The following is a 25363-nucleotide window of genomic DNA, read 5'->3' on the forward strand; positions in this document are numbered from 1 at the left end:
GTTCTCAATAATGAAATCTTCAAATCACCACAATCCAATGTGGGAGGGGCTTGCCCCCGATTTCGGGGTGCCAGTCCACGATGAGTAGACTGACACTCCGACATCGGGGGCAAGCCCCTCCACATTTGGATCTGCGGCGTCCTACAAATTGTACTTAGTTCCAGCCCGCCCGATCCATCAGGCGAATGGCTTCAGCCTGGCGCTTGCCCGCCACTTCCACCGGCAATGTATCTGCCACGAACTTGCCCCAAGTCGCCACTTCAGCCGACGGCGGTACCGCCGGATTGGCCGGGAATTCCTGGTTCACGTCGGCAAAGATCTTCTGCGCCTCAGGCGTGGTCATCCACTCCACCAATGCCTTGGCGGCTTCCGGGTGTGGTGCGTGCTTGGTCAAGCCGATACCCGACAGGTTCACATGCACGCCACGGTCGCCCTGGTTCGGCCAGAACAGCTTCACCGCCAGGTCCGGCTTCTGCTTGTGCAGACGGCCGTAGTAGTAGGTATTGACGATACCCACGTCGCATTGCCCGGCGTTGATTGCCTCCAGCACCGCGATGTCATCGGAGAACACGTCGGTAGACAGGTTATTCACCCAGCCCTTGACGATTTCTTCGGTCTTGGCCGCGCCGTGGGTTTCGATCAGGGTGGCGGTCAGCGATTGGTTGTAGACCTTTTTCGCCGTGCGCAGGCACAGGCGGCCTTCCCACTGTTTGTCGGCCAGGGCCTCGTAGGTGGTCAGGTCACCCGGTTTGACCCGATCGGTGGAGTACGCGATGGTCCGCGCGCGCAGGCTCAAACCGGTCCAGGCATGCGCCGAAGAGCGGTATTGCAGGGGAATGTTCTTGTCGATTACCGGCGAGGTGAACGGTTGCAGAATGCCCATTTGCTCGGCCTGCCAGAGGTTGCCGGCATCCACGGTGAGCAGCAGGTCGGCGGTGGCGTTTTCGCCCTCGGCCTTGATGCGCTGCATCAGCGGGGCTTCCTTGTCGGTGATGAACTTCACCTGGACACCGGTCTTTTGGGTGTAGGCGTCGAACACCGGTTTGATCAGTTCGTCGATACGCGAGGAGTAGACCACCACTTCGTCGGCTGCCTGCACGGTGGTGCTGCCGATCAGGGTGAGTGCCAGGGCAGTCAGGAGGCGCTTGGGTGCCAACATGGGGGCGGTCTCTCATTTGCAAAATAAGCGCAAATGATAGGGACTCACATTTGGTAACGCTCGGCGGAGCCGTTACCAAATGTTGCACAAACCTGTCAGGGCTTGGCCAGGTCCGGCAGATCCCCGCTCAACCCGAGGGCCTGGCGCACAAACACGGCCTTGGCTTCGGGCATCTGGTCGACCATCTTCAACCCGGCATTACGCAACCAGCGCAGCGGCAGTTGATCGGCCTGGAACAGGCGCTCAAAGCCTTCCATCGCCGCCATCAGGGCCAGGTTATGGGGCATTCGTCGGCGCTCGTAACGGCTGAGCACCTTCACATCGGCCAGACGTTCACCGCGCTCGGTGGCCGACAACAACACTTCGGCCAGCACCGCCGCATCGAGGAAACCCAGGTTGACGCCCTGCCCGGCCAATGGATGGATGACATGGGCGGCGTCGCCGATCAATGCCAGGCCCTCGGCCACATAGCGTTTGGCGTGGCGCTGACGCAAGGGTACGCACACACGCGGATCGGCGCTGACCACGCTACCGAGGCGCCCTTCAAAGGCGCGCTCCAGTTCACGGCAGAAGCTTTCATCATCCAGCGCCATCAGGCGTTCGGATTCAACCGGCGTAGTCGACCAGACGATCGAGCACCAATCTTGCTGCCCGTCCCGCTCCAGCGGCAAAAACGCCAGCGGGCCGGTGTCGGTAAAGCGTTGCCAGGCCGTGCGCTGGTGCGGCTGGCTGCTGCGCACGCTGGTAACGATGGCGTTATGCAGGTAGTCCCATTCACGGGTCGCGGTGCCGGTCAGGCGGCGCACGGCGGAGTTGGCGCCATCGGCGGCCACCACCAGCGGCGCGCGCAATGTGCGGCCATCGGCCAGGGTCAGCAGCCAGTCATCGCCGGAACGGCGCATCTGCTCCAGGCGCGCATTCGCCAGCAGGCCCAGGTCGCAGTCGTGCAGACGCTCGAGCAAGGCATCCTGGACCACACGGTTCTCGACAATATGCCCGAGCACTTCGGCATGCACACTGGCCGCCGAAAAGTGAATCTGCCCGGTGCCGCTGCCGTCCCACACCTGCATCTCGCCGTACGGGCTGGCGCGTCGTTCAACGATGCCATCCCACACACCGAGGCGCTCGAGGATGCGCTGGCTGGCCGCCGACAAGGCACTCACACGGGGTTCGAAGGCCGCCGCGCGGTCGAACGGCTTGACGCTCAGCGGGCTGCCGTCGAGCAGCAACACTTGCAGGCCGCTGCCTTGCAATGCCAGCGCCAGGGCGCTTCCGACCATTCCGGCCCCGACAATCAGCACATCTGCGCGCATGTCCATGCTTTAAGCCTGTCTCGCTGGCGGCTTGCACCGCACGTAAAAGGATTGATAAGTCTCACGCATCGGGACGGGTACCCAGGCCCATGGCCTGACGGGCGAACCAACGCTTGGCCGGTGGCAGCAGGTCCAGGCCCAGCAGGCCCATATTGCGGCCCAGGGCGACCAGCGGTTGCGCGCTGCCAAACAGCCGCGTGACCTGGTCGGAGAAACCCACGGTCAACTTCTGATCCATGCGCTGACGCTCGCGATAAGCCTGCAACGTCGCCAGGTCGCCCGGCACCGCCGGCCCGGCCAGCAAGGCCTCGGCCAAGGCGTGCGCATCACGCAGGGACAGGTTGAACCCCTGCCCGGCAATCGGGTGCAGGCTGTGGGCGGCATTGCCGAGGATCGCCAGGTGCGAGCGCACTTGTTCTTCGGCTTCCACCAGGGTCAACGGATACAGATGACGGGCGCCGACTTGCTTGAGGGTGCCCAGGCGGTAGCCGAACACGCCCTGCAACTCGCTCAGGAAGCTGCGTTCATCGAGACTGGCCAGGCGCTGTGCGTCCATGCCGATACGGGTCCATACCAGTGCGCAACGGTTGTCCGGCAGCGGCAGCAGGGCCATCGGGCCTTCATCGGTGAAACGCTCGAACGCTTCGCCGTTGTGGGCTTCGCTCGGGGTGATGTTGGCGATCAGCGCGCTCTGGTTGTACGGACGGGTTTTCACGCCAATGCCCAGTTGCTCGCGCAGGCCGGAGCGGCCGCCGTCGGCGAGCACCGCGAGGTCGCATTCCAGCACGGTTTCATCGTTGAGGGTCAGGCGGTAGCCATCGGGCAGCGGCTCCATGCGTGTGACTTCCGCCGGGCAGCGCCAACTCACCACGTCCTTGTCCAGGCCTTGCCACAGGCATTGACCGAGCCAGGCGTTTTCCACCACGTAACCGAGGGCTGGCACGCCCTCCTCCATGGCGGACAGTCGCGCGGTGGAGAAGCGCCCACGGTCCGACACATGGATCTGCTTGATCGGCTCGGCGCGGCGCGAGATCTGCTGCCACAGGCCCAGGCGCTGATAAATCTGCCGGGCGCCGTAGGACAGCGCCGAAGACCGCGCATCGTAGCTCGGCTGGTAGCTGTCGCCGGGCGCGAAGGGTTCGATCAGCACGATCTTCCAGCCACGCGCCTTGGCACCGGCCTGCAACGCAAGCGCCAGGCTCGCGCCCACCAGGCCGCCGCCGATAATCGCCAGGTTGACCCGGCTCATCGGGCGGCCGCCATCAGGGCTTCGATTTCAACGACGCTCTTGGGGGCGCCGCCGGTCAGGATTTCACAGCCTTGCTTGGTCACCACCACGTCGTCCTCGATGCGCACGCCAATGCCACGCCATTTCTTCGCTACGGTCTGGTTATCCGGCGAGATGTAGATGCCTGGCTCCACGGTCAGTGCCATGCCGACTTCCAGCACTCGCCATTCGCCACCCACCTTGTACTCGCCGACGTCATGCACATCCATCCCCAGCCAATGGCCAGCGCGATGCATATAAAAGGGTTTGTAGGCTTCACTGGCGATCAGTTCGTCGACGTCGCCCTTCAGCAACCCCAGACTCACCAGCCCGGCAGTGATGACCTGCACCGTCGCCTCGTGGGCCTGGTTCCAATGCTTGTTCGGCGCGATCTCGGCAAAGGCGGCCTCCTGGGAAGCCAGCACGATTTCATAGATCGCCTTCTGTTCCGGCGAAAATTTGCCATTGACCGGCCAGGTGCGCGTGATGTCGCTGGCGTAGCAGTCGATTTCGCAACCGGCATCGATCAGCACCAGGTCACCATCCTTGAGCACGGCGTCATTCTGCTGGTAATGCAGGATGCAGCTGTTGCGCCCGGTGGCGACGATGGAGCCATAGGCCGGCATCTTCGCGCCGCCCTTGCGGAATTCGTAATCCAGCTCGGCTTCCAGGCTGAACTCATGCAAGCCGGCGCGACTGGCCTGCATGGCCTTCACATGGGCCGCGCAGGAAATGCGCGCTGCCTCGCGCATCACCTTCACTTCCGCCGCCGATTTATACAGGCGCATGTCGTGGAGCAGATGATCCAGGGCAACAAACTCGTTCGGTGGCTGGGCGCCAAGGTGCGCTTTGGAGCGGATGACGTTGATCCACTCCATCAGGTGCCGATCGAATTCGGCGTTGCTGCCCATGGCCGAATACACCCGGTCGCGGCCTTCGATCAGGCCGGGCAGGATGTCGTCGATATCGGTGATGGGGAAGGCATCGTCGGCGCCAAAGTCACGGATGGCGCCTTCGGTGCCCGCACGCAGGCCGTCCCACAATTCGCGCTCGGCATTGCGTTCGCGGCAGAACAGCACGTACTCGCCATGCTGGCGACCGGGCATCAGCACGATCACCGCTTCCGGCTCGGGGAAACCGCTCAGGTACTGGAAGTCGCTGTCCTGGCGATAGACGTGCTCCACATCGCGATTGCGGATCGCCACGGCGGCAGCCGGCAGGATCGCGATGCTGTTGGGTTCCATCTGCGCCATGAGCGCCTTGCGGCGCCGGGTGTATTCCGCTTTGGGGATATGGATCATGGGCAGATTGGCTTCCTTTCTCTTTTAATGCAGCGAAGGCTTGGGTGCAGCAGGCTCAGCGGACTTCCTGGTCTCGGTGAACAGCAGCAACGGCGCGACGCGCAGGTATTCCATGACTTCCATGTAGTCGCCTTCGCCGTCTTCGGACTCTTCCAGGGCGTCTTGCACCTGGGAGATAGCCGCCAGGTCCTGCAGCACTTCCTTGGCGTCGGTGCTCAGTTCCAGGCCGCTGGCGTTCACGCCGAAACCATGGAGGAAGCCCTGGCACCATTGGCCGAGTGCGGCGGCGCGTTCGGGGAGCGGTGCATCGTCGGTCGGCAGCAGCAGGACCACGGTGACGTCATCACCGGTCAGTTCGCCCTTGACCATCTCTTGCAGGCCGATAAGCGCGTTACGCACGTTGTCGGTCGGTTCGGTTTCCAGCAGCTCGGCCACATCGGCCAGCCAGTTGTCGGCATCAAAGCCAACACCGGTGCAACTGCGGCCGAGCAGCACGCCATGCAGCTCGGCGGGCGAGCAAGGATGGCCGCTGGTGCTCAGCAGTTTGGAAAAAGCATCGTACGGGGAGTTCTGAATGGGCATGGTGAGCTAGGCGCCAGACGGCGCAATGTCTAGAATGGAGCGCTGTATCCTAGCACCGGCAGACGCACCAAGACTATCGAGGGCGTCAGATCGTTTATCCTGCAGTTGCCATTCATCAGACAAATCCAGTGGAACCCAATGGAAGACACCGACCTGCAAGCGCTGATGGCCAGACTCGAATTGCTAATTACTCGGGTCGAGCAACTTAAGAGTCAAAACGGACTCCTATTAGCTCAGGAAAAGACCTGGCGCGAGGAACGCGCTCACCTCATTGAAAAAAACGAAATCGCCCGGCGTAAGGTCGAATCGATGATTTCGCGCCTGAAGGCCCTGGAGCAAGACTCATGAGTTCAAGCAATAGCGTCACCGTGCAGATCCTCGACAAAGAATATTCGATCATCTGTCCCCAGGAAGAGCGCAACAACCTGGTGAGCGCCGCCCGCTACCTGGACGGCAAGATGCGCGAAATCCGCAGCAGCGGCAAAGTCATTGGTGCCGACCGCATCGCCGTAATGGCCGCCCTGAACATTACCCACGACCTGCTGCATAAGCAGGAGCGCCCTGACGTACAGGCCAGCGGCTCGACACGTGAGCAGGTGCGCGACCTGCTCGAACGCGTGGACCTGGTGCTTTCCAGCGACACAGAGCAACCCAAGGGCTGATTGCCGCGACTGTTTAAGGTATACTCGCCCCACTCCCTGGCGTGCTTGCCAGTCGGCGATGTCCCGGAGCCGATTCGCACTACCCTGGAAGTTGCACGTTGGGCTGGTGTGCATGTCCGCTAGACGGAAAGCCTTAAAGCCTACTGCTTCTTCCACCTTGAACTTTCGGGTTCAAGGGCTGAGTCGACAGCGGCTCTGTCGGGGAGCCTGAATTCCAGAACTCAATGCCAGTCCCCGGACTGGCATTGTTTTATGAGCCGAAAAACCATGAACGAACCTGCGCCGCTTTCCCGTCCGCACCTTCGACGCATGTTGCGCAAAGCCCGCCGCGCCCTCACGCCCAGCGAGCAGCGCCAGGCCGCCCATGGCCTGTATCGGCAACTGGCACAGCACCCGCTGTTTCGCCGGGCCAAGCATGTTTCTTTATATCTACCGACGGACGGTGAAATCGATCCGCGCCTGCTGCTGCGTGCGGCACAGCGCCGGGGCAAGGTCACTTACCTGCCGGTGCTCAGCGCCTGGCCACGGACCAAGATGGTGTTCCAGCGCGTGAAGCCTGGGGAAACGCTGCTGCCCAATCGCTTTCGCATTCTGGAGCCACGGGTCAATGCCAGGCGCCAGCGCAAGGTGTGGGCGCTGGATCTGGTGTTGCTGCCGTTGGTGGGATTCGATGATGCCGGTGGCCGCCTGGGCATGGGCGGCGGTTTCTACGACCGCAGCCTCGCCTACCTGGCGCGTCGCCAGGGCTGGCGCAAGCCGACACTGCTGGGCCTGGCCCATGAATGTCAGAAGGTCGATCGATTGGCACAGGCCAGCTGGGATGTGCCGTTGGCTGGCACCGTTACCGACAGGCAGTGGTATGTCGCAGAAACGCCGCAGGAAGCTACGGCGCCTTGAAGAAGGGTCAGCGCTTGAAGGGTTGCGGCTGCTGCTGAGTCAGTTCAACTGGCGCATCGGTCTTGTTCGACCACAAGCTTTGCGCATACCCGGTGGTCACGACGCCCAGACCAAACAAAATCACCAATATCCATAGTAAATCCGGTTTACGTTGCATCGATTGCCCCCCTTCAGGCATCTCGTACACGATGACAACAACGTTCCAAGTAGTCCGTTGCAGCTGCGTCAAGCTTAAAATCCCGGCATTCTGCGATAACGTGAACCAACACGCAAACCTTGACGCCAACCGACTGTCGGTTTGTCATCAAATTGCCTGACAACTTGCCCACTGCTTTTTCAGGAGCGCAAAAATGGCCTACTGGCTGATGAAATCCGAGCCCGAAGAACTCTCCATCAACGGCCTGGAAACGCTGGGCGAAGCGCGCTGGGACGGTGTCCGCAACTACCAGGCACGCAACTTTCTGCGCGCCATGGCAGTGGGTGACCAATTTTTCTTCTACCACTCCAGTTGCCCCGAGCCCGGCATTGCCGGCATCGGCAAGATCATCGCGGCCGCCTATCCGGACCCTACCGCACTGGAGCCGGACAGCCACTACTTCGACGCCAAGGCCACCCCGGAGAAAAACCCGTGGAGCGCGATCAATGTCGCGCACGTCCAGACCTTTCCCAAGGTGCTGGGCCTGGGCTACCTGAAACAGCAAACCGCCCTCGCCGAATTGCCCCTGGTACAAAAAGGCAGTCGCTTGTCCGTGATGCCGGTCACGGCAGAGCAATGGGCGGCGGTGCTGGCACTGCGCTGACCAGAACCCTGCGGTCACGCTCCCGGCGCATGCATCTGCACCTGAACCGGGTTAGGCTTGCGCTTCATTTGACCGGCATCAACGCCCCTCGGGCTGCCTCGGTCAAACTAGGACGCTAACGCCGCAGGATGCACCCATGTCGATCACGCCCCGCTCCTCCCACCTGTTTGCCGCTTTGTTGATTGCCTTGTTGCTCGCCGCCGGCGGCTTCGGTTACTGGAAGTCCACCCAGGATCGCCTGCCCGAAGGCTTGGGCATGGGCAACGGTCGCCTGGAGTCCACCGAAGTGCAGATCGCCGCCAAGATCCCCGGTCGCCTGGCCGAGGTGCGGGTGGATGAAGGTGACAAGGTGCTCAAGGGCCAGTTGCTGGCGCGCATGGACACCCGCACCCTGGAAGCCCAGCGCGCCCAGGCCGAAGCCGAAGTGCTGCGCGCCAGGGAAAACTTCGCCGCCGCCGAGGCCAATGTGCAACTGCGTCAAAGCGAGCAACTGCTGGCCAACCAGGAACTCAAGCGTACCCAGGAACTGTACAAACGCGGCTTTGCCAGCAGCCAGTTGATCGACCAGCAACAGGCCCACCAGAACACCGGCAACGCCGCCGTGATCGCCGCGCAAGCCCAGGTCAATTCGGTCAAGGCCGCCATCGGTGCCGCCCAGGCCCAGGTCGCCCAGTTGACCAGCGAAATCGATGACAGCAGCTTGCGCGCGCCCATCGACGGCATTATCCAACTGCGCCTGGCCGAGCCCGGCGAGGTCCTCGGTGCCGGCGGGCGCGTGCTGTTGCTGATCGACCCCGAGGATCAGTACATGAACCTCTACCTGCCCGCCTCCGTCACCGGTCGCCTGACGGTTGGCAGCGACGCACGCATCCTGCTCGATGCCCTGCCCCAGCAACCGTTGCCGGCCAAGATCAGCTTTGTTGCCGCCAAGTCGCAGTTCACCCCCAAGGAAGTGGAAACCCGCGACGAACGCCAGAAACTGGTGTTTCGCGTCAAGCTGCGCCTGACCCAACCCAGCGCCGTGCCCCAGGCCAAACCGGGCATGCCCGGCGCCGGCTACGTGCGCATGGCTGACATCGACTGGCCGGCCAACCTGCAATGACCGGCCTGGCGCTGCACGCCACCGGCATCAACCACCGTTACGGCAAGCAGCAGGCCTTGATCGACATTGCCTTCAGCCTGCCCACCGGCACGCGCTGCGGACTGATCGGCCCGGATGGAGCGGGCAAGTCGAGCCTGTTGGGGTTGATCGCCGGGGTTAAAAGGCTCCAGGACGGCCAACTGGAGGTGCTCGGCGGCTCCATCGCCAACCGTCGTCACCGCAACAGCCTGTACCCACGCATCGCCTTCATGCCCCAGGGCCTGGGCGGCAACCTGTACCCCGAACTGTCCATCCGCGAAAACATCCGCTTCTTCGCCACGCTGTTCGGCCTGTCCAAAGCCGACTGCGACCAGCGCATGCACAACCTGCTGTTGGCCACCGACCTTGCACGCTTTGCCGAGCGCCCGGCCGGCAAGCTCTCCGGCGGCATGAAGCAGAAGCTCGGCCTGTGCTGCGCGCTGATCCACGACCCGGACTTGTTGATCCTCGACGAACCCACCACCGGCGTCGACCCGCTGTCGCGGCGGCGCTTCTGGGAACTGGTCGAGACCGTGCGCAGCGAGCGCCCGCAACTGACGCTGCTGGTGGCCACGGCCTATATGGAGGAGGCCGAGCAATTCGAACATTGCATGATGCTCGACCGTGGCAAGCTGATCGCCGACGGGCTCAGCAGCGAACTGGCGGCAGCGACCCCCAGCGGCAAACTGGATGAGGCCTTCACCTACTTCCAGGGCGACAGCGCCCATGACAACCAACCGCTGGTGATCCCGCCCAGGGAAAACGCCAACACCGATATCGCCATCGAAGCCCACGACCTGACCCTGCGCTTCGGCGACTTCACGGCGGTGAACAAGGTCAGCTTTGCCATCGGCCGTGGCGAGATCTTCGGCTTCCTCGGCTCCAACGGTTGCGGCAAGACCACCACGATGAAAGTCCTCACCGGGCTGATGCCGGCCACCGAAGGCAGCGCCACGCTGCTGGGCAACCCGGTGAACGCCAAGGACCTGGCCACCCGCAAGCGCGTAGGGTTCATGTCGCAAAGCTTCTCGCTGTATGGCGAACTCAGCGTGCGCCAGAACCTGGTGCTGCATGCGCAACTGTTCGATTTGCCCAAGGCCGACAGCGGCCCGCGCATCGATGAGCTGATCCAGCGCTTCGACCTCGGTGAAGTGGCCGAGCAGCCGTCCGGGGAGCTGCCCCTCGGCCTGCGCCAACGCTTGTCATTGGCCGTGGCGGTGCTGCATCGCCCGGAAGTATTGATCCTTGATGAGCCCACCTCGGGCGTCGACCCGGCAGCCCGGGATGATTTCTGGCGACTGTTGATCGAGTTGTCCCGTGAACAAGGGGTAACGATCTTCCTGTCTACCCACTTCATGAATGAAGCCCAGCGCTGCGACCGCATCTCCTTGATGCATGCCGGCAAGGTACTGGCCTGCGACACACCGGATGCACTGCAACGGCAGTTCAACGGCGACACCCTGGAAGCCGCGTTCGTCACCTGCCTTGAGCAAGCCCAAGGCGATGCCGAACCCGCCACGTCGGCCAAAACCGTCAGCGAAACCCATGCGCCGCCCATCAGCAAGCGTGGTTTCAGCCTGTCTCGCCTGCTGGCCGTGGCCAGCCGCGAAGGCAAGGAATTGCTGCGCGACAAAGTGCGCATGGCCTTCGCCCTGCTCGGTGCGATGTTCATGATGGTGATCTTCGGCTACGGCATTTCCCTGGACGTGGAAAACTTCGCCTTCGCCGTCTACGACCAGGACCAGACGCCACAAAGCCGCGCCTATCTGGAAGCCTTCCGCAGCTCGCGCTACTTCGCCGAGCAGGCGCCGATCCAGGATGCCAATGAATTACACCGACGCCTGCAACGCTCGGAAATCAAACTGGCCCTGGAGATCCCGCCCGGCTTTGGTCGCGATCTCTATGCCGGGCGCCAACCCACCGTGGCCGCGTGGCTCGATGGCGGCATGCCGTTTCGTGCGGAAACCAGCCGCAACTATGTGGAGGCGGTGCACCAAGGCAACCTGCAGCAACTGGCCGAACTGAGCAGCCTGCCGCGCAGCGCCCAGGCAGCCGCCAAACTGGAAACCCGTTTTCGCTATAACCAGGACGTGGTCAGCGTGAATGCCATCGGCCCCGGCGTGATGGCACTGATCCTGGCGTTTATCCCGGCGATGCTCACCGCCCTGGGCATCGTGCGCGAGAAAGAACTGGGTTCGATCACCAACTTCTACGCCACACCCCTGACGCGCCTGGAATTCCTGCTCGGTAAACAGGCGCCTTACCTGGCCGTGAGCCTGGTCAACCTGGCGCTGCTGGTGGCGATGAATCGCTGGCTGTTCGGTGTGCCGTTCAAGGGCAGCGGCCTGACGCTGGCGTTTGGCGGGCTGCTGTATGTGCTGGCCACCACCAGCATGGGCCTGCTGATTTCCGCGTTCACCCGTACCCAGATCGCGGCGATCCTCGGCACCATGATCATCACCAGCCTGCCAACCATCCAGTTTTCCGGGCTGATCGTGCCGCGCTCGTCCCTGGAAGGCGCCGCCGCCTTGATGGGCGCACTGTTTCCGGCCGGGCACTTTTTGGATATTGCCGTGGGCACCTTCACCAAGGCCCTGGATCTGCGCCAGTTGTGGCCACAATGCCTGGCGCTGTTCGGCTTCTTTATCGGGTTCACCGGGTTGAGCCTGGTCATGCTCAAGAAGCAGGAGGCCTGATGCACAAGCTCGCACACATCTTCCGGCTGGGCATCAAGGAACTCACCAGCCTGCGCCACGACAGCGTCTTGCTGCTGTTTCTGTTCTACGCCTTCACCGTCGCCATCTACATGCCCGCCGCCGGCTCGGTGATCGGCGTGCACAACGCCAGCGTAGCGTTTGTCGATGAAGACCACAGCGCGCTCTCACGGCAGATGGCCGAGGCGCTGCAACCGCCCGAGTTCCAAGCACCGGCACCGTTGGCCTATGACCAGTTGGACAAGGTGATGGACAGCGGCCAGTACACCTTCGTGATCAACGTACCGGCCAACTTCCAGGCCGACCTGTTGGCCGGTCGCCAGCCTGGCGTGCAGGTGAACGTCGATGCCACGGCGATGAGCCAGGCGTTCATGGGCGCCGGCTATATCGGGCGGATCTTCCAGCGCGAATTGCTCAACTACAGCGGGCAAACCGAAGCCACCCGCCAGGCGCCCGCGCTGCTCACGACCCGAGCACTGTTCAACACCAACCTGGAGGGCGGCTGGTTCCTGGCCGTGATCCAGATCGTCAACAACATCACCATCCTGGCCATCGTGCTCACCGGCACCGCGCTGTTGCGCGAGCGCGAGCACGGCACCCTCGACCACCTGCTGGTACTGCCGCTGACCGCACTGGAAATCATGCTGGCGAAAATCTGGAGCAATATGCTGGTGGTGGTGCTGTGCACCTGGCTATCGCTGGAGGTGGTGGTCAAAGGGCTGCTCGGCGTGCCGCTGGCCGGGTCGCTGGGGTTGTTCCTGTTTGTGACTGCCCTGTATCTGTTTGCCAGTACGGCACTGGGGATCTTCCTCGCCACCCTCGCCCGCTCGACGCCGCAGTTCGGCTTGCTGGCGATTCCGGTGATTATCCCGATGCTGCTGTTGTCAGGCGGCAGCACGCCGCTGGACAGCATGCCCGAGTGGTTGCAGTGGGTGATGCAGGGCTCGCCGTCGACGCACTTTGTGAGCCTGAGCGCAGCGATTTTGTTTCGCGACGCGGGGGTGAGTGTGGTGTGGCCGGACTTGCTGGCGCTGGCGGGGATCGGGCTGTTGTTTTTTGCGGTGGCGTTGGCGCGGTTCAGGAAGAGCCTGGCTTCCTGACGAAGCCCCCGTAGCAGCTGCCGAGCGCAAGCGAGGCTGCGTCGGCCGCGCTGCCGATTCAGGACCGAGTCGCGCCCTACGCAGCCTCGCTTGCGTTCGGCAGCTGCTACGGGGCAGCGCGTTACTGAATGATCAGGTTATTGAACAACAGGTCTTCCACCATTGGCTTGCCCGTCTCGTCGTTCATCACTTGCTGGGTTTGCTTGAGGGCTTCCTGGCGCAGCTTCTCCTTACCGTCGACCGTGCTCATGGCCTCGTTGGTCTGCTGGGTGAACAGCGCGACCAACTGGTTACGGATCAATGCGTCGTTGGCCTTGACCGCTTTGGCTGCTTCCTCGCCGGTCACGCGCAGGGCGATGTCGGCCTTGAACACTTTGAGCTTGGCTGTGCCATCCAGGCCGTAGTTACCCACAAACGGCGGGCTCAGGCTGATGTAACTGACCTTCGGCGCCTCGCCTTCTTTGGCTTCTTCGGCCTGGGCTGCCATCGGCAAGGTCAGGGCCAGCATCAATAGGATCCACGCTTTCACAGTTCATTCCTCACATTCGGTTGCCGGGTAGCATAACGCTAGCAAGGCAGAGCACAAGCTTATGGCGACTTATCAGGGCCGAGCATGCTCGTTGACCCGCAGGCCTACCCTCCTACACTTATCGGCCACGACACCAAAAGGAATAGCCCGATGAAAGCTGTGCTGTGCAAAGCCTTCGGCCCCGCCGAAACCCTGGTGCTGGAAGACGTCGCGAGCCCCACGATCAAGAAGAACGAAATCCTGCTCGACGTGCATGCCGCCGGGGTCAACTTCCCCGACACCCTGATCATCGAGGGCAAATACCAGTTCAAGCCACCCTTCCCGTTCTCGCCGGGTGGCGAGGCGTCGGGGGTGGTCAGCGAAGTGGGGGAAAAGGTCAGCCACCTGAAAGTCGGCGACCGGGTCATGGCGCTCACTGGCTGGGGCAGCTTCGCCGAACAGGTCGCGGTGCCAGGCTACAACGTGCTGCCGATCCCGCCGAGCATGGACTTCAACACCGCCGCCGCCTTCAGCATGACCTACGGCACCTCGATGCACGCGCTCAAACAACGCGCCAACCTGCAACCCGGCGAAACCCTGCTGGTCCTCGGCGCTTCCGGCGGCGTGGGCCTGGCCGCCGTGGAAATCGGCAAGGCCATGGGCGCGCGGGTGATCGCCGCCGCGAGCAGCGCCGACAAACTCGCCGTGGCCAAGGCCGCCGGCGCCGATGAGTTGATCAACTACAACGAAGCCAACCTCAAGGACGAGATCAAGCGCCTGACCGACGGCAACGGCGCCGATGTGATCTACGACCCGGTGGGCGGCGACCTGTTTGACCAAGCCATTCGCGCGATTGCCTGGAACGGCCGCCTGCTGGTGGTGGGTTTTGCCAGCGGGCGCATCCCGGAACTGCCGGTGAACCTGGCGCTGCTCAAGGGTGCGGCGGTGGTCGGGGTGTTCTGGGGTTCGTTTGCCCAGCGCCAGCCCCAGGACAATGCGGCGAACTTCCAGCAACTGTTCACTTGGTACGGTGAGGGCAAGCTCAAGCCGTTGGTGTCGCAGGTGTATCCGCTGGAGCAGGCTGCCCAGGCGATCAATGACCTCGGCCAGCGCAAGGCCGTCGGCAAGGTCGTCGTCCAGACCCGCTAACCGATCTGAAATGCAATCAAATGTGGGAGGGGGCAAGCCCCCTCCCACATTTGTTCTCCTGCGGTCTTAAAATCGATAACGACCCACACGTATCCATTTACGACATGTTCATAAGAGAACATGCAATTGCTCTCATTTCCTGTGTTTGCGCATAAGAGGCAATGCTATTTTCGGTAACGAAACTGTAACATTCGCATCCGCAGTCAAAACAAGAAATCTGGAGCTCTTGAATGTTTGCTTTCTTTCGTCCTGCCGCACACCAAGTGCCCCTGCCTGAAGAAAAAATCGACAGTACCTATCGACGGCTGCGTTGGCAGATCTTCGCCGGTATTTTCTTCGGTTATGCCGGGTACTACCTGCTGCGCAAAAACTTCTCCCTGGCCATGCCCTACCTGATCGACGAGGGTTACACCCGCGGTGAGCTGGGCCTGGCGATGTCGGCGATCGCGATCGCCTACGGCCTGTCCAAGTTCCTCATGGGCCTGGTGTCCGACCGTTCCAACCCGCGCTACTTCCTGCCCTTCGGCCTGCTGGTTTCAGCGGGGGTGATGTTCATTTTCGGTTTCGCACCTTGGGCAACGTCCAGTGTGACCATGATGTTCATTTTGCTGTTCATCAACGGCTGGGCCCAGGGCATGGGCTGGCCGCCAAGTGGCCGGACCATGGTGCACTGGTGGTCGCAGAAAGAACGCGGCGGCGTGGTGTCAGTGTGGAACGTGGCGCACAACGTCGGCGGCGGCCTGATCGGCCCGCTGTTCCTGCTGGGTATGGCTTGGTTCAACGACTGGCATGCGGCGTTCTATGTACCGGCCACGGTGGCCTTGGCGGTGGCGGCGTTTGCCTTCATCACCATGCGCGACACCCCGCAATCGGTGGGCCTGCCGCCGATCGAGCAGTACAAGAATGATTACCCGGAAGGCTACGACGCCAGCCACGAAGACGAATTCAGCGCCAAGGAAATCTTCGTCAAGTACGTGCTGCGCAACAAAATGCTCTGGTACATCGCCTTCGCCAACGTGTTCGTCTACCTGCTGCGTTACGGCGTATTGGATTGGGCACCGACCTACCTCAAGGAAGCCAAGCACTTCACGGTGGATAAATCGTCCTGGGCGTACTTCTTCTACGAGTGGGCAGGTATTCCGGGCACGCTGTTGTGCGGCTGGATGTCGGACAAGATCTTCCGTGGCAACCGTGGCCTGACCGGCATCGTGTTCATGGCGCTGGTGACCGTGGCGACCCTGGTGTACTGGCTCAACCCGCCGGGCAACCCGATGGTCGACATGATCGCGCTGTTCTCGATCGGCTTTTTGATCTACGGCCCGGTGATGCTGATCGGCCTGCAGGCGCTGGAACTGGCACCGAAGAAAGCCGCCGGTACGGCTGCGGGCTTCACCGGTCTGTTCGGCTACCTGGGCGGTTCGGTGGCAGCCAGTGCGGCCATGGGCTACACCGTGGACCATTTCGGCTGGGACGGTGGTTTCGTGCTGCTGATCGGCGCATGCCTGCTGGCCATCGCGTTCCTGATCCCAACGCTGTGGCACACCAACAGCGTCAGCTCGGCGCGTTAATCGCCTGAGCAATCCTTGGCACAACGCTTGAGCCGCGCCTCCAGGTTTTTATCTGGCATGGCGTGGCTACGCAGGGCGTTGACGGTCTGCTCGACATAATCGCGAGTGGTGCCGTAACGCCCGCAAGCGCTTTGCAGCACGTGGTTCAGCACGATATCGGGCAGGTTGCCGGCGTAGCTGGGCAAGTGCCGCTCCAACACAAACCCCAACGCCTGCACCTGGCTGCCATCTTCAAGGCGGCAACTGAGCCAGTGCGGCCGGTAGGACGGGTAAGGCATCTCGCGCTGCCACAAGGCGTAAAGCGAAGCCTCCAGTTGATCTTCCGGCAAGCGGTAGGCGAACCCGCTGCACGAACCTCCGCGATCCAGGCCAAAGACCAGCCCCGGCAATTCCGGCGTACCCCGATGCTCGTGGGACCACAGGTACAGGCCCCGGTGATAACCGTGGACCCGTGCCCGCACCCGCTCAGTCGACGAACATTCCGGGCGCCAGATCAGCGAACCATACGCAAATAGCCAGACCGGGCCACCCTTGTGCCGGCCCATGGTGGCCTGCATCGAGCTCATTAACTGTTCGTGAGTGAGTTGCGGCCCCAGATCGAGCCGCGGAGGGTAAGCCAATTGCAGAAGATCGGATTCAATGGCGGTCATGGCGAAAAGCGGTACGCCTCCTGTGTGTTACCAGTTGTAAGCAACTTTACCGTAATAAAACGCGCCGCTGTAACCGTACGGCGAAAAAGTGCTATAGGCCAGATTGCCACCACTGCTGGCGAAGGCGTTGACCTTCTCCGGGTATTTATCGGTGACGTTGTCGCCGCCCAGGGTGAAGGTCCAATTCTTCAGCCTGTAGTCCGCCGACAGGTCCAGCACCCAGGCCGCCTTGAAGGTCTGGTCGTTGACCTTGTCCGCCTGGTAGCTGGTGAATTCACCATAGCGCACCAGGTTGCTGTGCAGGGCCCAATGGCCGTAAGTGAAGTCGTTACCCAGGCTCAGCTTGTGCTGCGGCGTGGTATCCCCCAGCAAACCGATGCGCTCGCGGCGGTCCACGCGCACCAGGTTCGCGCCCAGGCTGTCGAGGATGGCCGGGTTGGCCTTCACATCCGTCACCTTGGTGTGGTTGTAGTTGTAGCCCACGGTGCTGTTCCAGCGGATGCCGCTGTCGAACTGATAGCGATAGTTGGCGACCAGGTCGACGCCGTCGGTGCTGGTGTCGGTGGCGTTAGTGAAGTAGCGGGCGGTGGTGTAGTCGATATTGCCGACACCGTTGGCCTGCAAATAGGCGCGCGTCGCCGCGTTTATGCCGAGGTTGGACGACAGGCTGATACGGTCACGGATGTCGATGCGGTACACATCCACCGTCACCGTCAGGTCATCGGCCGGCTCCAGCACCAGCCCAAGGCTGTAGTTGCGCGACTTCTCGGCCTTGAGGTCTTCGGCGCCGAGTAAACGCGCCACCTGGCTGTTGGCCGGGAAGGTGCCGGCTTCCTGGATGGTGCTGCCGATCAACTGCGATGAGGTGTAGGCAAAGTTCTGCTGGGTCAGGGACGGCGCGCGGAAACCGTTGGAAACACTGCCGCGCACAGCCACCTGCGGGGTGAAGTCATAACGGGCCGACAGCGAGCCGCTGACATTCGAGCCAAAATCGCTGTAGTCCTCATGGCGCACCGCCGCCGAGGCACTGAGTTTTTCGGTGAAGTTGGTTTCCAGGTCCAGGTACTGGGCCCAGTTGTGGCGCGTGCTGGTGCCCGCGTCGGCATCACGGAAACCACCCAGTCCGGAACTGCCGGTCTGGAAGTAGGAGGCCGGCTCGCCCGCCTCGATTTCATAACCCTGGTGCAGGTATTCACCGCCAAACGCCACGGACACCGGGTAAGGCAGCCAGCCCACGTCGAACTCGCGGGACAGGTCCAGGCTGACTTGCTTCTGGTCGTTGCTCAGGGTGCCATTGTCGAACTTGCGCGGCGTGGCCAGGCCCAGGGAGGTGTTGATGGTTTCGGTGCTGAGTGCGTACTCGTTCTTGCCGTAGTTGGCCGACAGGTCGTAATGCCAGTCGTAGGCCAGCAAACCGCGCAGGCCCACCACCAATGAGGTGTCTTCAAGGTTGCCCTTGATCAGCGGCAGGTAACCGTTGGGGTTGAGCGCCGGGATGTTGTTGGACGCATTACTCGCCCGGTAGAACGCCGCCGTCTCGCCGCGCCGCTTGCTGTAGCCGCCGAAGGTGTAGAACTCGGCCGCATCGTTGAAGGAATATTCGGAGTTGAACTGGAACTTGCCTTCATTGGTGGCCGGCTCACCCTGGCGGAACACGCGCTGGCCATAGGTGGTAGAGCCGACGCTGCCCGTGCGGTAGTCATCCCCGGCGCGGTTGGTGTAGTCATTGTCAGCCCCTTCGGCCGACAGGTTGATAAAGCCGTTGTCGCCCAATGCCAGGCCGGTGTTGCCGCTGACATTGCGCTGGATGCCGTCGCCCTTCTTGTATTCGCCGAATTTGGTGGAGATCGAACCGCCATGGTCGGCGTGCTTGAGGATCACGTTGATCACCCCGGCAATCGCATCCGAGCCGTAGCGGGCGGACGCACCGTCGCGCAGCACTTCGATATGGTCCACCGCCGACAGCGGGATCGCATTCAGGTCCGCCGGTGCCGACCCACGGCCCACCGCACCGCCCAGGTTGACGAAGGCACTGGTGTGGCGGCGCTTGCCGTTGACCAGCACCAGCACCTGATCGGGTGACAGGCCGCGCAACTGCGCAGGGCGCACCAGTTCGGCACCATCCACCAGGCTTGGGCGCGGGAAGTTGATCGACGGAATCAGGCGCGCCAGCACCGCCCCCAACTCATCAGAGCCCGTGCTGCGCAGGCTATCGCCGGAAATCACATCGATCGGAGACAGCGAAGCACTGGCGGTACGCTCCTGGGCGCGGGTGCCGGTGACGATCACGGTGTCGAGTTTGGGTGCATCGGTGGCGGGCGCTTCGGCCGCCAGGACAGGATTGAAGCCCACAGCGGCCAGCAAATTAGCCGACAAAATCGCTGTGTACAGCGCGTGTTGCGTGTAGCTCCCCATACCGCTCCCCTTTGAATCAAGAATCAGAACGTCAGTGTTCTGAGTTCGCAAGATCGATCCGGCTGGCGGGCGGTGGCGGTCAGTTAATGGTTATTGGAAGAAAATCGGTAGTCCGTTGAGATATAGCTTAAAGATATTTATGTAACAAATTAAATACCTTTAAAGCATAAGCGAATGCATAAGCCCGACGCCCTTTCGTCAGGATTGCACAGGGCAATCCGGCTACTTTCAGCCCCGGTTCAGCCTGGGAGCACGCCAAGCCGTCAAACTGGCGCGCACGTTCACGACCCACCTAGCCGCCCATCAAACCGCCTATCGAGGTCGCACCCATGAAGAAATTTCGACTGCCTGGCCTGCTGTTCCTGGCCCAGGCCACCACCGCACTGGCTGGCGAAACACCGCCTGCCGAGGACGACAAAGGCTTCTGGTACGCGCAGACCAGCGTCTATACCCGGCACTTCGCGCCGGACAAAGACCACAACAACAACCAGGACCTGATCGGCCTGGAGCGCAATGAGGCATCAGGATTGGTGTATGGCGGGGCGACGTTTCGCAACTCGTTCAGCCAGCGCTCCTACTACGTCTACGCAGGCAAGCGCTATGAGATGACCGACTCTGCGGTGTACCTGAAGGTCACAGGCGGGGCGATCCAGGGCTATCGCGGCAAATACCGTGACAAGATCCCCCTGAACCGTTTCGGCGTGGCGCCGGTGATCATCCCGTCGGTAGGCACCCATTACGGGCCGGTGGCAGCGGAACTGGTGCTGCTGGGGTTCAATGCGGCAATGGTCACGACCGGAGTGCGATTCTGAGCGAGCGCAAGCCCCGCTCCACAGTTCGGTTGCGTCAGGGCCGCGGGGCGTAGGCGAATACGTCGGCGCGCATCTGGTGCGCATCCATGCCGGCATCGACCAGTGCATCCAGCGTGCCGTAGATCATCGCCGGTGAACCGCTGGCGTAGACATGCACCGCCTTGAGGTCGGCAATGTCTTCGCACACCGCTTCATGCAGCAGGCCGCAGCGCCCTTCCCAGCCACACAGGTCGCTGACCACCTTGTGCAGGAACAGGTTGGGCAGTTGCAACCATTGGTCCCAGTGCTCGATCTCGTAGAAATCTTCCGGGCGACGCACGCCCCAGTACAGGTGCACCGGGTGCTTGAAGCCGGACGCGCGGCAATGCTCGATCAGGCTGTGCATCTGCGCCATGCCGGTCCCGGCGGCGATCAGCACCAATGGCCCGTCCGGCAGCTCGGCCAGGTGGGTGTCGCCAAAGGGCAGCTCGATGCGCGCCATCTGGTTGCGCTGCAATTGCTCCAGCAAGTTGCGCGCGCTGTCCTCGCGGGCCAGTACATGCAGTTCCAGCTCGCGACCGGCGTGGGGCGCCGACGCCAGGGAAAATGCCGACTTCTCGCCATTCTCCCGCTCGATCATCAGGTATTGCCCGGCGTGGTAGCGCACCGCCTTGCCGGCCGGGGCCCGCAGGCGCACACGCCACACATCGCCGCCCACTTCCACGCACTCGCTCAATTGGCACGACAACTTGCGCAACGGCAACTCTCCCGGCGCCAGCACGCCATCCCACAACACAATGCAATCTTCCAGCGGCTCGGCGATGCAGGTGTAGAACTCACCATGGTCGCGCACTTCACCGGCTTGCTGCACCCGGCCCTCCACCAGCAGTGCGGCGCACACGTGGCACACGCCATTGCGACACGCCTGGGGGCATTCGTAGCCCAGGCGGCGCGCGCCTTCGAGGATTCGCTCGCCGGGGACCAGCTCCAGCACGGCGCCGGAAGGTTGCAGGGTTACACGCATCAATCTATTCCCAATTCTTTCCAAATCGCATCGACACGTGCCGTGACGGCCTCATCCTTGACGATCACCCGGCCCCACTCGCGGGTCGTTTCACCCGGCCATTTGTGGGTAGCGTCCAGGCCCATCTTCGAGCCCAGCCCCGACACCGGCGACGCGAAGTCGAGGTAGTCGATCGGCGTGTTATCGATCATCACCGTGTCGCGCTTGGGGTCCATGCGCGTGGTGATGGCCCAGATCACATCGTTCCAGTCCCGGGCATTGATGTCGTCGTCGGTGACGATAACGAACTTGGTGTACATGAACTGTCGCAAAAACGACCACACACCCAGCATGACCCGCTTGGCATGGCCGGGATACGACTTCTTCATGGTCACGATGGCCATGCGATACGAACAGCCTTCCGGCGGCAGGTAGAAGTCGGTGATTTCCGGGAATTGCTTCTGCAGGATCGGCACGAACACTTCGTTCAGCGCCACCCCCAGAATCGCCGGCTCATCTGGCGGCCGACCGGTGTAGGTGCTGTGGTAGATCGGTTTGATCCGATGGGTGATGCGCTCCACGGTGAACACCGGGAAGCTGTCGACTTCGTTGTAATAGCCGGTGTGGTCGCCGTACGGGCCTTCATCGGCCATCTCGCCTGGATGAATCACGCCTTCGAGGATGATTTCAGCGGTGGCCGGCACTTGCAGGTCGTTGCCACGGCACTTCACCAGCTCGGTGCGGTTGCCACGCAATAACCCGGCGAAGGCGTATTCGGACAGGCTGTCGGGCACCGGGGTCACGGCGCCGAGGATGGTCGCAGGGTCGGCGCCCAGGGCCACGGAGACCGGGAACGGCTTGCCGGGATGCTTCTCGCACCATTCACGGAAGTCCAAGGCACCGCCACGGTGGCTCAGCCAACGCATGATCACCTTGTTGCGGCCGATCACTTGCTGGCGGTAGATCCCCAGGTTCTGGCGGTCCTTGTTCGGGCCCTTGGTGACGGTCAGGCCCCAGGTGATCAGCGGGCCGACGTCGCCGGGCCAGCAGGTTTGCACGGGGAGCATGGCGAGGTCGACGTCATCCCCTTCGATGACCACTTCCTGGCACACCGCGTCCTTGACCACCTTGGGTGCCATGGCAATGATCTTGCGGAAGATCGGCAGCTTCGACCAGGCATCCTTCAAGCCCTTGGGCGGCTCGGGTTCCTTGAGGAACGCCAGCAGCTTGCCGATCTCGCGCAATTCGCTGACCGCCTCGGCGCCCATGCCAAAGGCCACACGCTCGGGGGTACCGAACAGGTTGCCGAGCACCGGTATGTCAAAACCGGTCGGGTTCTCGAACAGCAGCGCCGGGCCCTTGTTACGCAAGGTGCGGTCGCAAATCTCAGTCATTTCCAGCACCGGTGAAATCGGCATCTGGATACGTTTCAACTCTCCGCGCTGCTCAAGTTGCTGCACGAAATCCCGAAGATCCTTGAATTTCATTAACCATGCCACCCGTAAAATAGGCGTACATCCTACCTGCTCTGAGGGCTGCTGGCAGCTTATCGAGGTGCATTTGGCCGTTGCAGGGACCGAAAAACCGACACAAAAAAAATGGCGCCCCTGGGGGCGCCATTTTTTCGGACCTGAAACGTCGTTATTACTTACGTTTCATCGACAGGAAGAACTCGTCGTTGGTCTTGGTGGTTTTCAACTTGTCGATCAGGAACTCGATGGCTGCCACTTCGTCCATCGGGTGCAGCAGCTTGCGCAGGATCCACATGCGCTGCAGTTCGTCGTCGGCGGTCAGCAACTCTTCGCGGCGGGTGCCGGAGCGGTTGATGTTGATCGCCGGGAACACGCGCTTTTCCGCGATGCGACGGTCCAGGGGCAGTTCCATGTTGCCGGTACCCTTGAACTCTTCGTAGATCACTTCGTCCATCTTCGAACCGGTTTCAACCAGTGCGGTGGCGATAATGGTCAGCGAGCCGCCTTCTTCGATGTTCCGCGCGGCGCCGAAGAAACGCTTCGGTTTCTCCAGGGCGTGGGCATCGACACCACCGGTGAGGACCTTGCCGGAGCTCGGGATCACGGTGTTGTAGGCACGGGCCAGACGGGTGATGGAGTCGAGCAGGATCACCACGTCCTTCTTGTGTTCGACCAGGCGCTTGGCCTTCTCGATCACCATTTCGGCAACCTGCACGTGGCGGGTCGGCGGCTCATCGAACGTCGAGGCAACCACTTCGCCGCGCACGGTGCGCTGCATTTCGGTGACTTCTTCCGGACGCTCATCGATCAGCAATACGATCAGGTGAACTTCAGGATTGTTACGTGCGATGTTCGCTGCAATGTTCTGCAGCATGATTGTCTTACCGGCTTTCGGCGGTGCGACGATCAGGCCACGCTGGCCTTTGCCGATCGGGGCGCACAGGTCGATCACGCGACCGGTCAGGTCTTCGGTGGAACCGTTACCGGCTTCCATCTTCATGCGCACGGTCGGAAACAGCGGCGTCAGGTTCTCGAAGAGAATCTTGTTTTTCGCGTTCTCGGGACGATCGAAGTTGATCGTGTCGACCTTGAGCAGGGCGAAGTAACGCTCGCCTTCCTTCGGTGGGCGGATCTTGCCAACGATGGTGTCACCGGTGCGCAAGTTGAAGCGACGGATCTGGCTCGGCGAGACATAGATGTCGTCTGGGCCGGCGAGATAGGAGGCGTCTGCAGAGCGGAGGAAGCCGAAGCCGTCCTGGAGAATCTCCAGCACGCCATCACCGGAGATTTCCTCGCCGCTTTTCGCGTGCTTTTTCAGCAGGGAGAAAATCACGTCCTGCTTGCGCGAACGGGCCATATTTTCTATGCCCATTTCTTCGGCCAGTTGGAGCAGGTCGGTAATCGGCTTTTGCTTGAGTTCAGTCAGATTCATATAGGAATGACGTAATCATTTATGGAGGGGGGGAAATTAAGCTTTTGGCTTAATGAGGCCGCGCCGCGGAGAAGGCGACAGGATCGCGTACTAATCGAAAAGGAATGCGTCGGCGACGGCTTGCAGGGGGCAGTGGAGAAACCAGTGCGGGGCCGAATGTACCACCTGAGTTTCGGAGCGTCTAGCCCTGTTTCACGAAAAAGCCCCGCTATTTGCGGGGCTTTTTGACGACGCTTAGATGTTGGCGTCGAGGAAAGCTTGCAGCTGGGACTTCGACAGCGCACCCACCTTGGTGGCCTCGACGTTGCCGTTCTTGAACAGCATCAGCGTAGGAATACCGCGCACGCCATGCTTGGCCGGGGTTTCCTGGTTGTCGTCGATGTTCAGCTTGGCAATGGTCAGCTTGCCTTCGTAGGTGGTTGCAATGTCGTCCAGGACCGGAGCGATCATTTTGCAAGGGCCGCACCATTCAGCCCAGTAGTCAACCAGCACCGGGCCAGCAGCCTTGAGTACTTCGGCCTCAAAGGTCGCGTCGGTGACGTGCTTGATAAGATCGTTGCTCATGGATGTCTCCGGATTGTAAGCAAAAAAAACGTTGCCCATCATAGCCGCCCTTCCCCCGTTCAGGAAGCCGCCTCTGATTGAGTCTTCCTATGATGGCGCATGAGTTTGCGCATAGCCCAACTCAGGGCGTCACGGGAGTCACGAAGGCAATCCCCGTGCGCAACGCCGCGTTGCGTACGTGCTCCTGCATGGTTTTCTGCGCCGACGCACTGGCCCGCCGGGCCAGGGCGCGCAGGATTTTGCGATGTTCCTGCCAGGTTTCCATGGCCCGCTCCGGCCGGATGAACGGTAGTTTCTGGCTTTCCAGAAACACCTCGGCACTGGCACTCAGGATGCTCACCATCGCCTGGTTGCCGCTGGCCAGCAGGATGCGCTGGTGGAATTCGAAGTCCAGCCGTGCGGCCGCCTCGAAGTCGCCGGCCTTGAGCACCTTGCGCATGGCCTCGACGTTGTCTTCCAGGCTGTCCAGCTCATCGATCGTCAGCGTGACCGCCGCCAAACCCGCCGCAAACCCTTCCAGCGCATAGCGCAACTGGAAGATATCGAGCGGCGTGGCCTGGGCTGCAAAAGGCCAGGCAAAGCCCGGCGCATCCTCCACCGCCTGCACGAACACACCTTTGCCCGGCTGCACACTGACCACACCCAAGGCGCTCAAGGACGACAGCGCCTCGCGCAGCGACGCCCGGCTGACGCCCAATTGCACCGCCAGGTCGCGCTGGGACGGCAGTGCATCGCCCGGCCCGAAGCCTTGCTCCTTGATCAGTTTGCGGATGGCCTGCAGGGCCGCTTCCGGTACGGCTTGGGCGATGGAATTCATAAAAAACTCGAGGTTTTTGTCAACAGAACGGCTAGTTGTAAAGCTATTCGTAGACCACGGCAAGCCACGCCCCAAAGGG

The 25363-nt window shown here is 61.9% G+C and carries 24 protein-coding genes and 1 other RNA gene; 11 read left to right on the forward strand and 14 right to left on the reverse strand.

The annotated features are described in order from the left end of the window. Positions 1-154: 154 nt before the first annotated feature. From Q8X51_RS29680 to Q8X51_RS29700, 5 genes are all read right to left on the reverse strand, one after another. Positions 155-1159, reverse strand: coding sequence for an extracellular solute-binding protein (locus Q8X51_RS29680; protein WP_053127831.1), 1005 nt, complete (start codon positions 1157-1159; stop codon positions 155-157). A 95-nt stretch (positions 1160-1254) separates the two neighbouring features. Further along, positions 1255-2472: a 2-octaprenyl-3-methyl-6-methoxy-1,4-benzoquinol hydroxylase gene (locus Q8X51_RS29685; protein ID WP_176718760.1), complete on the reverse strand. Its 1218-nt coding sequence runs from the start codon at positions 2470-2472 to the stop codon at positions 1255-1257. Positions 2473-2533: 61 nt separating this feature from the next. Then, positions 2534-3721, reverse strand: a complete 1188-nt coding sequence (ubiH, locus tag Q8X51_RS29690) for a 2-octaprenyl-6-methoxyphenyl hydroxylase (RefSeq protein WP_065948761.1) — start codon at positions 3719-3721, stop codon at positions 2534-2536. Further along, a complete protein-coding gene (gene pepP / locus Q8X51_RS29695; protein ID WP_065926645.1) occupies positions 3718-5040 on the reverse strand; it encodes a Xaa-Pro aminopeptidase in 1323 nt (440 codons plus the stop codon). The genes ubiH and pepP overlap by 4 nt, the downstream gene beginning before the upstream one ends. A 24-nt stretch (positions 5041-5064) precedes the next feature. Beyond that, positions 5065-5622: a YecA/YgfB family protein gene (locus Q8X51_RS29700; RefSeq protein ID WP_407693695.1), complete on the reverse strand. Its 558-nt coding sequence runs from the start codon at positions 5620-5622 to the stop codon at positions 5065-5067. Between the two features lie 138 nt (positions 5623-5760). Here Q8X51_RS29700 and Q8X51_RS29705 point away from each other — a divergent pair, with 138 nt between their 5' ends. The 4 genes from Q8X51_RS29705 (at position 5761) to Q8X51_RS29720 (ending at position 7181) form a co-directional block, all read left to right on the forward strand. Further along, complete coding sequence (locus tag Q8X51_RS29705) at positions 5761-5970, forward strand: TIGR02449 family protein (RefSeq protein WP_007982902.1); 210 nt, start codon at positions 5761-5763, stop codon at positions 5968-5970. After that, a complete protein-coding gene (locus tag Q8X51_RS29710; RefSeq protein WP_027608375.1) occupies positions 5967-6284 on the forward strand; it encodes a cell division protein ZapA in 318 nt (105 codons plus the stop codon). Before Q8X51_RS29705 ends, Q8X51_RS29710 begins: the two co-directional genes overlap by 4 nt. Before the next feature lie 30 nt (positions 6285-6314). Then, positions 6315-6493, forward strand: a non-coding RNA gene (gene ssrS, locus Q8X51_RS29715) — 6S RNA. A gap of 58 nt (positions 6494-6551) precedes the next feature. Beyond that, positions 6552-7181 carry a 5-formyltetrahydrofolate cyclo-ligase gene (locus Q8X51_RS29720; RefSeq protein ID WP_407693696.1) on the forward strand — a complete coding sequence of 210 codons (630 nt, stop codon included), beginning with the start codon at positions 6552-6554 and terminating at the stop codon, positions 7179-7181. Positions 7182-7188: 7 nt separating this feature from the next. Here the strand turns inward: Q8X51_RS29720 and Q8X51_RS29725 are convergent, their stop codons facing one another. Further along, positions 7189-7410 carry a hypothetical protein gene (locus Q8X51_RS29725; protein WP_162556796.1) on the reverse strand — a complete coding sequence of 74 codons (222 nt, stop codon included), beginning with the start codon at positions 7408-7410 and terminating at the stop codon, positions 7189-7191. Positions 7411-7531: 121 nt separating this feature from the next. Here Q8X51_RS29725 and Q8X51_RS29730 point away from each other — a divergent pair, with 121 nt between their 5' ends. The 4 genes from Q8X51_RS29730 to Q8X51_RS29745 all read left to right on the forward strand — a co-directional run bounded on the left by Q8X51_RS29730 (position 7532) and on the right by Q8X51_RS29745 (position 12915). Beyond that, positions 7532-7981, forward strand: a complete 450-nt coding sequence (locus tag Q8X51_RS29730) for an EVE domain-containing protein (protein ID WP_065948758.1) — start codon at positions 7532-7534, stop codon at positions 7979-7981. A 136-nt stretch (positions 7982-8117) separates the two neighbouring features. Further along, on the forward strand, positions 8118-9083 hold the full coding sequence (locus tag Q8X51_RS29735; protein ID WP_407693697.1) for an HlyD family secretion protein: 966 nt from the start codon (positions 8118-8120) through the stop codon (positions 9081-9083). Further along, positions 9080-11797, forward strand: a complete 2718-nt coding sequence (gene rbbA, locus Q8X51_RS29740; protein ID WP_407693698.1) for a ribosome-associated ATPase/putative transporter RbbA — start codon at positions 9080-9082, stop codon at positions 11795-11797. Before Q8X51_RS29735 ends, rbbA begins: the two co-directional genes overlap by 4 nt. Continuing rightward, on the forward strand, positions 11797-12915 hold the full coding sequence (locus Q8X51_RS29745) for an ABC transporter permease (RefSeq protein WP_407693699.1): 1119 nt from the start codon (positions 11797-11799) through the stop codon (positions 12913-12915). Before rbbA ends, Q8X51_RS29745 begins: the two co-directional genes overlap by 1 nt. A gap of 121 nt (positions 12916-13036) precedes the next feature. Here Q8X51_RS29745 and Q8X51_RS29750 read toward each other — a convergent pair whose 3' ends face one another. Next, positions 13037-13444: a flagellar basal body-associated protein FliL gene (locus tag Q8X51_RS29750; RefSeq protein ID WP_027608369.1), complete on the reverse strand. Its 408-nt coding sequence runs from the start codon at positions 13442-13444 to the stop codon at positions 13037-13039. 150 nt (positions 13445-13594) lie between these two features. On the opposite strand from Q8X51_RS29750, the gene Q8X51_RS29755 reads away from it, so the two are divergent. Both Q8X51_RS29755 and glpT read left to right on the forward strand, forming a co-directional pair. Further along, positions 13595-14572, forward strand: coding sequence for an NADPH:quinone oxidoreductase family protein (locus Q8X51_RS29755; protein WP_137211702.1), 978 nt, complete (start codon positions 13595-13597; stop codon positions 14570-14572). Positions 14573-14802: 230 nt separating this feature from the next. Continuing rightward, a complete protein-coding gene (gene glpT / locus Q8X51_RS29760; protein WP_074847938.1) occupies positions 14803-16140 on the forward strand; it encodes a glycerol-3-phosphate transporter in 1338 nt (445 codons plus the stop codon). On the opposite strand, the gene Q8X51_RS29765 is transcribed toward glpT, so the two are convergent. Further along, the gene (locus Q8X51_RS29765) at positions 16137-16790 is read right to left on the reverse strand and encodes a gamma-glutamylcyclotransferase (protein WP_065926652.1); all 654 of its coding nucleotides are present in this window, start codon (positions 16788-16790) and stop codon (positions 16137-16139) included. The genes glpT and Q8X51_RS29765 overlap by 4 nt on opposite strands. Before the next feature lie 27 nt (positions 16791-16817). Continuing rightward, complete coding sequence (locus tag Q8X51_RS29770) at positions 16818-19205, reverse strand: TonB-dependent receptor plug domain-containing protein (RefSeq protein ID WP_407693700.1); 2388 nt, start codon at positions 19203-19205, stop codon at positions 16818-16820. A gap of 329 nt (positions 19206-19534) precedes the next feature. On the opposite strand from Q8X51_RS29770, the gene Q8X51_RS29775 reads away from it, so the two are divergent. Then, positions 19535-20017, forward strand: coding sequence for a sn-glycerol-3-phosphate transporter (locus Q8X51_RS29775; RefSeq protein WP_323146231.1), 483 nt, complete (start codon positions 19535-19537; stop codon positions 20015-20017). 34 nt (positions 20018-20051) lie between these two features. Here the strand turns inward: Q8X51_RS29775 and Q8X51_RS29780 are convergent, their stop codons facing one another. The 5 genes from Q8X51_RS29780 to Q8X51_RS29800 form a co-directional block, all read right to left on the reverse strand. Continuing rightward, positions 20052-21020 carry a CDP-6-deoxy-delta-3,4-glucoseen reductase gene (locus Q8X51_RS29780; protein ID WP_074847944.1) on the reverse strand — a complete coding sequence of 323 codons (969 nt, stop codon included), beginning with the start codon at positions 21018-21020 and terminating at the stop codon, positions 20052-20054. After that, positions 21020-22486 (reverse strand): 4-hydroxy-3-polyprenylbenzoate decarboxylase, encoded by a 1467-nt coding sequence (ubiD, locus tag Q8X51_RS29785; RefSeq protein WP_027608362.1) that lies wholly within the window; start codon positions 22484-22486, stop codon positions 21020-21022. Before ubiD ends, Q8X51_RS29780 begins: the two co-directional genes overlap by 1 nt. A gap of 157 nt (positions 22487-22643) precedes the next feature. Continuing rightward, the gene (gene rho / locus Q8X51_RS29790; protein ID WP_003176825.1) at positions 22644-23903 is read right to left on the reverse strand and encodes a transcription termination factor Rho; all 1260 of its coding nucleotides are present in this window, start codon (positions 23901-23903) and stop codon (positions 22644-22646) included. A 234-nt stretch (positions 23904-24137) separates the two neighbouring features. After that, positions 24138-24467 carry a thioredoxin TrxA gene (gene trxA / locus Q8X51_RS29795; RefSeq protein WP_015886460.1) on the reverse strand — a complete coding sequence of 110 codons (330 nt, stop codon included), beginning with the start codon at positions 24465-24467 and terminating at the stop codon, positions 24138-24140. A 121-nt stretch (positions 24468-24588) separates the two neighbouring features. Further along, complete coding sequence (locus Q8X51_RS29800; protein WP_074847946.1) at positions 24589-25284, reverse strand: FadR/GntR family transcriptional regulator; 696 nt, start codon at positions 25282-25284, stop codon at positions 24589-24591. Positions 25285-25363: the final 79 nt, after the last annotated feature.

Origin of the sequence: Pseudomonas sp. Yb2C2 (assembly GCF_052112325.1) — a bacterium.
GTDB classification, from domain to species: domain Bacteria; phylum Pseudomonadota; class Gammaproteobacteria; order Pseudomonadales; family Pseudomonadaceae; genus Aquipseudomonas; species Aquipseudomonas marginalis.

What these genes read in the sequence shown, in the direction of transcription:
- Q8X51_RS29680 (WP_053127831.1), bottom strand. Translation starts at nt 1,159, where the DNA reads ATGTTGGCACCCAAGCGCCTCCTGACTGCCCTGGCACTCACCCTGATC.
- Q8X51_RS29685 (WP_176718760.1), bottom strand. Translation starts at nt 2,472, where the DNA reads ATGCGCGCAGATGTGCTGATTGTCGGGGCCGGAATGGTCGGAAGCGCC.
- ubiH (WP_065948761.1), bottom strand. Translation starts at nt 3,721, where the DNA reads ATGAGCCGGGTCAACCTGGCGATTATCGGCGGCGGCCTGGTGGGCGCG.
- pepP (WP_065926645.1), bottom strand. Translation starts at nt 5,040, where the DNA reads ATGATCCATATCCCCAAAGCGGAATACACCCGGCGCCGCAAGGCGCTC.
- Q8X51_RS29700 (WP_407693695.1), bottom strand. Translation starts at nt 5,622, where the DNA reads ATGCCCATTCAGAACTCCCCGTACGATGCTTTTTCCAAACTGCTGAGC.
- Q8X51_RS29705 (WP_007982902.1), top strand. Translation starts at nt 5,761, where the DNA reads ATGGAAGACACCGACCTGCAAGCGCTGATGGCCAGACTCGAATTGCTA.
- Q8X51_RS29710 (WP_027608375.1), top strand. Translation starts at nt 5,967, where the DNA reads ATGAGTTCAAGCAATAGCGTCACCGTGCAGATCCTCGACAAAGAATAT.
- Q8X51_RS29720 (WP_407693696.1), top strand. Translation starts at nt 6,552, where the DNA reads ATGAACGAACCTGCGCCGCTTTCCCGTCCGCACCTTCGACGCATGTTG.
- Q8X51_RS29730 (WP_065948758.1), top strand. Translation starts at nt 7,532, where the DNA reads ATGGCCTACTGGCTGATGAAATCCGAGCCCGAAGAACTCTCCATCAAC.
- Q8X51_RS29735 (WP_407693697.1), top strand. Translation starts at nt 8,118, where the DNA reads ATGTCGATCACGCCCCGCTCCTCCCACCTGTTTGCCGCTTTGTTGATT.
- rbbA (WP_407693698.1), top strand. Translation starts at nt 9,080, where the DNA reads ATGACCGGCCTGGCGCTGCACGCCACCGGCATCAACCACCGTTACGGC.
- Q8X51_RS29745 (WP_407693699.1), top strand. Translation starts at nt 11,797, where the DNA reads ATGCACAAGCTCGCACACATCTTCCGGCTGGGCATCAAGGAACTCACC.
- Q8X51_RS29755 (WP_137211702.1), top strand. Translation starts at nt 13,595, where the DNA reads ATGAAAGCTGTGCTGTGCAAAGCCTTCGGCCCCGCCGAAACCCTGGTG.
- glpT (WP_074847938.1), top strand. Translation starts at nt 14,803, where the DNA reads ATGTTTGCTTTCTTTCGTCCTGCCGCACACCAAGTGCCCCTGCCTGAA.
- Q8X51_RS29765 (WP_065926652.1), bottom strand. Translation starts at nt 16,790, where the DNA reads ATGACCGCCATTGAATCCGATCTTCTGCAATTGGCTTACCCTCCGCGG.
- Q8X51_RS29770 (WP_407693700.1), bottom strand. Translation starts at nt 19,205, where the DNA reads ATGGGGAGCTACACGCAACACGCGCTGTACACAGCGATTTTGTCGGCT.
- Q8X51_RS29775 (WP_323146231.1), top strand. Translation starts at nt 19,535, where the DNA reads ATGAAGAAATTTCGACTGCCTGGCCTGCTGTTCCTGGCCCAGGCCACC.
- Q8X51_RS29780 (WP_074847944.1), bottom strand. Translation starts at nt 21,020, where the DNA reads ATGCGTGTAACCCTGCAACCTTCCGGCGCCGTGCTGGAGCTGGTCCCC.
- ubiD (WP_027608362.1), bottom strand. Translation starts at nt 22,486, where the DNA reads ATGAAATTCAAGGATCTTCGGGATTTCGTGCAGCAACTTGAGCAGCGC.
- rho (WP_003176825.1), bottom strand. Translation starts at nt 23,903, where the DNA reads ATGAATCTGACTGAACTCAAGCAAAAGCCGATTACCGACCTGCTCCAA.
- trxA (WP_015886460.1), bottom strand. Translation starts at nt 24,467, where the DNA reads ATGAGCAACGATCTTATCAAGCACGTCACCGACGCGACCTTTGAGGCC.
- Q8X51_RS29800 (WP_074847946.1), bottom strand. Translation starts at nt 25,284, where the DNA reads ATGAATTCCATCGCCCAAGCCGTACCGGAAGCGGCCCTGCAGGCCATC.